This window comes from Calditrichota bacterium (assembly GCA_016867835.1).
Lineage (GTDB): Bacteria > Electryoneota > AABM5-125-24 > Hatepunaeales > Hatepunaeaceae > VGIQ01.
The window spans coordinates 1-6,516 of record VGIQ01000137.1 but is presented as its reverse complement, the minus strand read 5'-3'; the positions used below and the strand labels follow the sequence as shown (position 1 = coordinate 6,516).

Here is a 6,516-nt window from a genome sequence, read left to right as displayed (position 1 = left end):
CGCGGTTGGCAATCAGTTAACAGACAGGTGTGCACCATCCCCTTGATTGAGGCGATGAGTGTTCGTATCTTAGACCATCTAAGCCTCATTATCGATGCGGCATCAAGATTGAGCGCAATGCCTGTTCTTAACAACCTGATACCGCTTCTCGCCCGACTCATCCTGACCCCGATCTTTCTCCGGTCAGGCTACAATAAGATCGTCAAATGGGACGAGACTGCCCGCAATATGATCGAACATAGAATGCCATTAGTCGAGCCATTCTTTTTGCCCGGAGCGATATTCCTTGAGTTGGCAGGCGGGCTTGCCTTGCTCCTCGGCTTAAAGGGACGCTGGGGCGCAGCAGCGCTGATCGTCTTCCTGATCCCGACGACGCTGATCTTTCACAACTTCCTTGACGATCCCCGGCAGATCGGCCAATTTCTGAAGAATCTTGGCCTCTTGGCCGGGCTCTTGATGTTTCTGGCACACGATACCGGTAACTGGAGCCTCGATAGGATACTCTTCCGGAGGCGAAGTGGTGCAACTAAGTAGCCTCGAGGAATTCCTGAACGACCTACTTGCTTGCGGGGAGTTCGAGGACTACTGCCGCAATGGCATTCAGGTCGAAGGCAAGGCTGAGATCAAGAAGATCGCCACCGGCGTGTCGGTCAGCGACCGTCTCTTCCAAGCCGCCATCAAGCAGGGAGCCGACGCGATTCTGGTGCATCACGGGTTGTTCTGGCGAAATTCACCGCACCCGATAGTCATCCGGGGAATAATGAGGACGCGACTGAAGCGCCTGCTAAGTCGCGACATTAACCTCCTTGCCTACCACCTGCCTCTGGACGGTCATACTGTATGGGGCAATAATGCCCAAATTGCCAAAGCGTTGGGTCTGCATAACATTCACTTCGTGGGTCGAGCCACCGGACCCAGGACACCGCCTATCATGGCGATCGGCACGTTGACCCGTCCGGTCTCGATCGACGGTTTCATCGACTGGGTCGATCGCGCCCTCATCGCCCGCGGCACGGGGCTTAAACTGGCACAAAAGGATATCCGCACCGTAGCCGTCAACTCCGGGGGCGGCAGCGGCTACTGGGAAGACGCCCTTAAAGCCGGCGCCGATATCCTCGTAACTGGCGAGATTCGGGAGGATGTCGTTCGATCCTGCGAGGAAGCCGGGATAAACCTCTACGCCGGAGGCCATTACAACACCGAGAAGTGGGGCATTCGCGCCCTCGGCGAGCACCTTGCCCGGACGTTTGACCTCGAAGCTGAGTTCATCGACATTCCCAATCCGATCTGACGGATCACCTATACCTGTTCATCAACCTGTACCAAGGCACCGCGATGCCCCCTCACCAGTTTATTGAGTTTCGCCGCAACGGCGGCCGGATCGACCTGACCTTTAAAGCGCCGCCGCGCAACATCCTTACCTCTGATATTCTGGAAGAGGCTGTCAATGCCCTGCTCGAGTATCGCGACGACGACACTGTCAAGGTCATGTTGCTGCGAGGCTCCGGCGATCACTTTTGCAGCGGCGTAGATTACCAGGAATTGACCGCCGAGCGGATCGGACTCTATATGCCGCTCTACACGAGGTTCTTCGACCTCATCAATTCAGTCCGGGGACTGACATTGTGCGCCGTCCAGGGCGAGGCTTTCGGACCTGGATCGGAACTGGCGGCTTTCTGTGACATCACCTTTGCGGCGCGTTCGGCGCGGTTCTGCTTTCCCGACATGAAAGCCGGCCTCTTCCCGTCGATAGCCGCCGCCGTCCTGCCCCGCCTCGCCGGTCGAAACCGGACGCTCGACTGGATCGTCTCCTCGAAGATCATCACTGCGGCTGAAGCCGCCGAAGCGCAGATGGTGGCCCGCATACTCCCCGACGACGAACTGGACGCTTTCGTCGATGACTATGCCCTCCGCATCGCGTCCCATAGCACCCCCGCCATTCAACTCGCCAAGCGCGCAGTCGATAAAGCCCTCTATTCGCCGGTGATGGAGGCGTTGAAGATTACCGAATCGACCTTTATGCTCGATCTGATGAACTGCATCGATCCCCACGAAGGCATTGCCGCGACGATCGAGAATCGCGCTCCGCAGTGGAAGAATCGATAAGCGGCATTCCGGTCGAATCGTCGATGGCTGCGGCGTTCGTCCTGACACCAAAGGAGTATGGCCACCGCATCCTGCTCCTTCAGCGCTCGGGCGACGACGCCTATGCCCCAGGCAGTTGGCAGATCCTATACGGGCACATTGAAGCAGGCGAGCGCGCCGAGGCGGCACTGGTTCGGGAACTTCTCGAGGAGACCGGCCTGCGTCCGCTCTCGCTCTGGACGATGAACGAAACGATGATATTCTATGAACAAATCAAGGGCGTGATGGCGCTGGTTCCTCTATTTGTCGTATTCGTCCAGCCCGGCGATGTCAAACTTGACCGGGACGAGCATCAGGCGTTTCGCTGGGTTCTTCCGGAACAAGCCGAAGGATACTTTACCTGGCCAGTGCACCGGCGGGGCTTGGCGCTGCTGAAGGAACTGTTTATCGCAAATGAGCCGCCGGCCCTGATGCGTATCATCATCCACTAACATCTTTATTATCATATCTTTATGCACGGGATTATCGAAGAAATCGGCATCGCCATCGTCGCAGCAACCTCCCTCGGTTATCTCTTTCATCTCTTGAAGCAACCGGTCATCCTGGGCTACTTCGTCGCCGGGGCGCTTATCGGGCCTGAGATGGGTTTGAAACTTGTTGCGGAGCCTGAGAGCATCGAGGTGATTTCGGAAATCGGGCTCATTCTGTTGCTATTCATCATTGGTCTGGAGTTGAAGTTACAAGAGATACTTGCCTCCGGTAAGGCCTTGATCACTGCGGGTATCGGACAGTTCTTCTTATCGATACTGATTGGCCTTGGTTTCTTTCAGTTGATAGGCTTTCATTTTGGCGATGGGAGACTCGACGCCCTTTATCTCGCCATATTCACAGGGTTGTCGAGCACGGCCATAGTCGTAAAACTCCTTTACGACAAGTTTGAACTTGACACCCGGCCTGGTCGGATTACACTGGGGATCTTAATTTTTCAGGATATATGGGCAATACTTGTGCTTGCCTTTCAACCTAACTTGAACGATCCGAAACTCATTTACATTGGCTTGGCGTTACTAAAAGGGACTGGACTGTTGCTTATGGGTTGGGCACTTAGCAAGTACTTCCTGAAGTGGACTTTCGAGAAAATAGCAAAAACCCCTGAACTTGTCGTTGCAGTGTCAGTTGCATGGTGTGCCTTCGTGACCGGCGTCGCGGGATTTATCGGGCTTTCGATGGAAATGGGAGCTTTGATCGCCGGAGCAGCAATCTCGAGCTTTCCCTATTCGGTTCATGTAACCGCCAAAATACTTCCTCTTCGGGACTTCTTCATGACCTTGTTCTTCCTTTCGCTTGGAATGAAGATTCCGTACCCTGAACTTGAAATGATGACGACTGTATTGCTAATCGTCCTCTTCACAGTCATTTCGCGTTTCATCACCGTTTATCCGCTTCTATCACTCACTGGCAGCGGTCGGCGGACGTCCTTCATTGCCAGTATCAACCTTGCGCAGATTAGCGAGTTTTCGTTAGTGATTGCGGCCATAGGGGTCTCCTATAAACATATCGATGAGAAACTTCTGTCCACAATAATCTACGCGATGGCGATCACTTCCATTGGCGCCAGTTATTTTATTAAGGGAAATCACTTCCTATATATATTGTTCAACAATTTTGTCACAAGATTGGGCTTCAAGCAGGTGGCGGATGGCGCTACTGAGGACGAATCAGGTCATGCGTATTCGATCTTTCTCCTCGGTTACCACCGCGGGGCATCGGCTCTGGTAAGCGAATTAGAGTTGAATCATCCCGAGATATTGAAGAAACTGATGGTTATCGACTTCAGTCTGGAAACACTGAATACGCTGCAATCGCGCGGCATACATTGTGCCTTTGGTGACATTAGCAGCATCGATTCGCTTGAGCATCTTCATATCCACTCTGCAGAGATCATTATTTCGACCATACCCGATATGCTGCTTAAAGGCACAAACAACCTAAGTATCGTTCGTGGTGTGCGCGCAATCGCCCCAAACGCAACGATCATCGCTACTGCCGATTCTCAGCATCAAATGGATGAACTGAAGCAAAATGGCGCAACCGAGGTGATCATCCCCTACTCGATGATTGGAAAACGACTGGCAGAGATTGTTGTGCGCGATATGGAGTATGTGTCAGGCGCTGATGAATCGGCATCTAAGGAGGCATCATAACAGAGCAGAGATCCCACGTCCAGTCATCAGCCTTTCCGGCGATTACCATATTGCCACTGAGGCCTTCTTGCAGAGATTAGAACGGGGGTGACATCGCCTCAGAAGCGCTCCGACTCGTCCGGCGACGCTTATCAAACCTCAACCGCTAACGATCCAGCCGGTCATCCACTATTTGCATCCAGGTCGTGGATATTGGAAGTCGGTCTCTGGTCATTGCTGCTGGTTCAGGCAGTCGCCTCGCTCTGGTGGAGATTCGTTCACGACGGCCCAATCCTACAATATTACGCCTGGCTTATCGCCGAGCGCGGCCTAATTCCCTATCGCGACTTCTTTGACTTCAGCCTGCCCGGGACGCACATATTTAATATCCTCTGGCTGAAGACCCTGGGTTACAGCGATATTGCCTTTCGTATTCTCGACCTCTGCTGGATGAGCGGTATAATGTTGCTCATCTGGAGGATTATCCGACCGTTCGGACGACAGGCTGCCTCGCTTGCAGTGGTTGTCGTCGGTATCTATTACATCTCTGCGGCACCATCCGGCAGTCTCGAGCGCGAATGGATTATAGCCCTGCCGCTGTTAATCGCATCCAATATCACTTTGAATGCTTCGAGCCGCAGAATTGGCGACGACATCGTCATCGGGCTATGTTTTGGCTTTATCGCATTGAACAAGCCGCACGCCCTTATCGGCTGGCCGGTGCTGCTTCACTACCGAATATTCGATGGTTGGAGGTATCGTTCAACTTGGCAGACGGCACTGAAGAGGCTGCCTGCGATGGCTGGATTCTCGTTAATTGGATTCTTGACTGTCGTGCTGCCCGTATTTTTCTACTTACTGCTTAATAATGCCCTTGCTCCATTTCTTGAGATTGCTCAAAATTATTACCCCCTCTACACCCAAATGTCAGGCGGACACTATGTCATTACAGGCATCAAGCGCATTCAGTTTTTGATTACCGAGACGTTGCGGTTCGGGGACTACACCGCTTGGATAGTCGCAGGTGGATTTGGATACTTTCTGGTTGCTCGCGAGGGACTTCTGCCCTGTCAACTGCGCGACCGCATCAATGTGCTTGCGGCAATGAGTCTTGTATGCGCTCTCTACCCGACCATATCGGGTCAATTCTGGGCTTATCACTACGCACTTCTTGCAGTCTTCCTATGTCCTCTGGTGACGGCGCTGTTTTTCACTGAACATCAGGTCCCCTGGGGGGGAAATCACAAATTCTCAACACTGGTACTGGTCTTGGCACTTTTGATTGGTCCACGCCTGCCGCTTTCGAGCGATTTCATATATCAGGTTGTTCACCTTGAACCGCGGGCGCCTAAGAATGGCCGGATCGACGAGATCGCAAACTACCTTAGGGAACACCTCCAACCCGGCGACACCGTGCAGCCGCTCGACTGGACGTCCGGCGCCGCGCACGCCTTGCTGCTTGCCAAAGCCGACCTCGCGACGTCGTTTGTCAGCGATCAGCAGTTCTATCACCATATCGAATCGCCCTACATTGTAGGACTCAGGAAACGGTTCATTCGGGAACTGCAGGGTGCCCAACCGCGCTATGTCGTCCAAATGACTTGTGAAGATAAACCCTGGCCAGCCGGACCGACAACCACTCGCAAGTTCCCGGAGTTGTCCTCCTTCCTCGACACTCAGTATAATCAGGTTCTGGTCAGGGATGACTTCGTTATATGGGAACGTCGATCGGACCATAACACTCCCCTCATTGGACAGTGAAATAAACTATGCGCCACGAAATCCCGCTTAGAATAACCCTCTTCTTCGGCCTCTTCATGATCCTGCAATTCTTCGTGCCGCACCATGCGGTGCAGGGAATTGCCGGCCGCTTTCAGCAATGGGCGGTGATCGTCGTCGCCTTCGCGACGGTGCTCGGCATTGCCAACCTGATCCGCGTCAATGTCGATCAGGTTCAGCGCCGCGAACACGACTGGCCCTACAAGATCATCACCATTGTCACACTGATCGTTACAGCAGTAGTAGGCTTTATCGGCGGCATCACGCCCGGGACGGTCTTCAACGATCGCTTCTATCTCCAGATGTATGTCCCGATGAGTTCGACGATGTATGCGACGCTGGCGTTTTACATCGCATCGGCAGCGTTTCGGGCGTTTAGGGTGCGGTCGTGGCAGGCTGGACTGCTCGCGGTTACAGCGATGATCGTGATGCTCGGGCGGGTGCCGGTCGGATCGGTGATCTTGAAGGA

Annotated in this window: 7 protein-coding genes; all 7 read left to right on the top strand. The window is 53.7% G+C overall.

Annotated features, from left to right (window positions below):
* The first annotated feature begins 117 nt into the window (after positions 1-117).
* Positions 118-534 carry a DoxX family protein gene (locus FJY67_10845; GenBank protein MBM3329945.1) on the top strand — a complete coding sequence of 139 codons (417 nt, stop codon included), beginning with the start codon at positions 118-120 and terminating at the stop codon, positions 532-534.
* A complete protein-coding gene (locus tag FJY67_10840; protein ID MBM3329944.1) occupies positions 473-1,291 on the top strand; it encodes a Nif3-like dinuclear metal center hexameric protein in 819 nt (272 codons plus the stop codon). Before FJY67_10845 ends, FJY67_10840 begins: the two co-directional genes overlap by 62 nt.
* Before the next feature lie 44 nt (positions 1,292-1,335).
* A complete protein-coding gene (locus FJY67_10835) occupies positions 1,336-2,106 on the top strand; it encodes a hypothetical protein (protein MBM3329943.1) in 771 nt (256 codons plus the stop codon).
* Positions 2,091-2,576: an NUDIX domain-containing protein gene (locus FJY67_10830; protein MBM3329942.1), complete on the top strand. Its 486-nt coding sequence runs from the start codon at positions 2,091-2,093 to the stop codon at positions 2,574-2,576. The genes FJY67_10835 and FJY67_10830 overlap by 16 nt, the downstream gene beginning before the upstream one ends.
* Before the next feature lie 21 nt (positions 2,577-2,597).
* Positions 2,598-4,289, top strand: coding sequence for a hypothetical protein (locus FJY67_10825; protein ID MBM3329941.1), 1,692 nt, complete (start codon positions 2,598-2,600; stop codon positions 4,287-4,289).
* Between the two features lie 87 nt (positions 4,290-4,376).
* The gene (locus FJY67_10820) at positions 4,377-6,029 is read left to right on the top strand and encodes a hypothetical protein (protein MBM3329940.1); all 1,653 of its coding nucleotides are present in this window, start codon (positions 4,377-4,379) and stop codon (positions 6,027-6,029) included.
* An 8-nt stretch (positions 6,030-6,037) separates the two neighbouring features.
* Positions 6,038-6,516: hypothetical protein (locus tag FJY67_10815; GenBank protein MBM3329939.1), on the top strand; the 479-nt coding region annotated here is incomplete at its 3' end.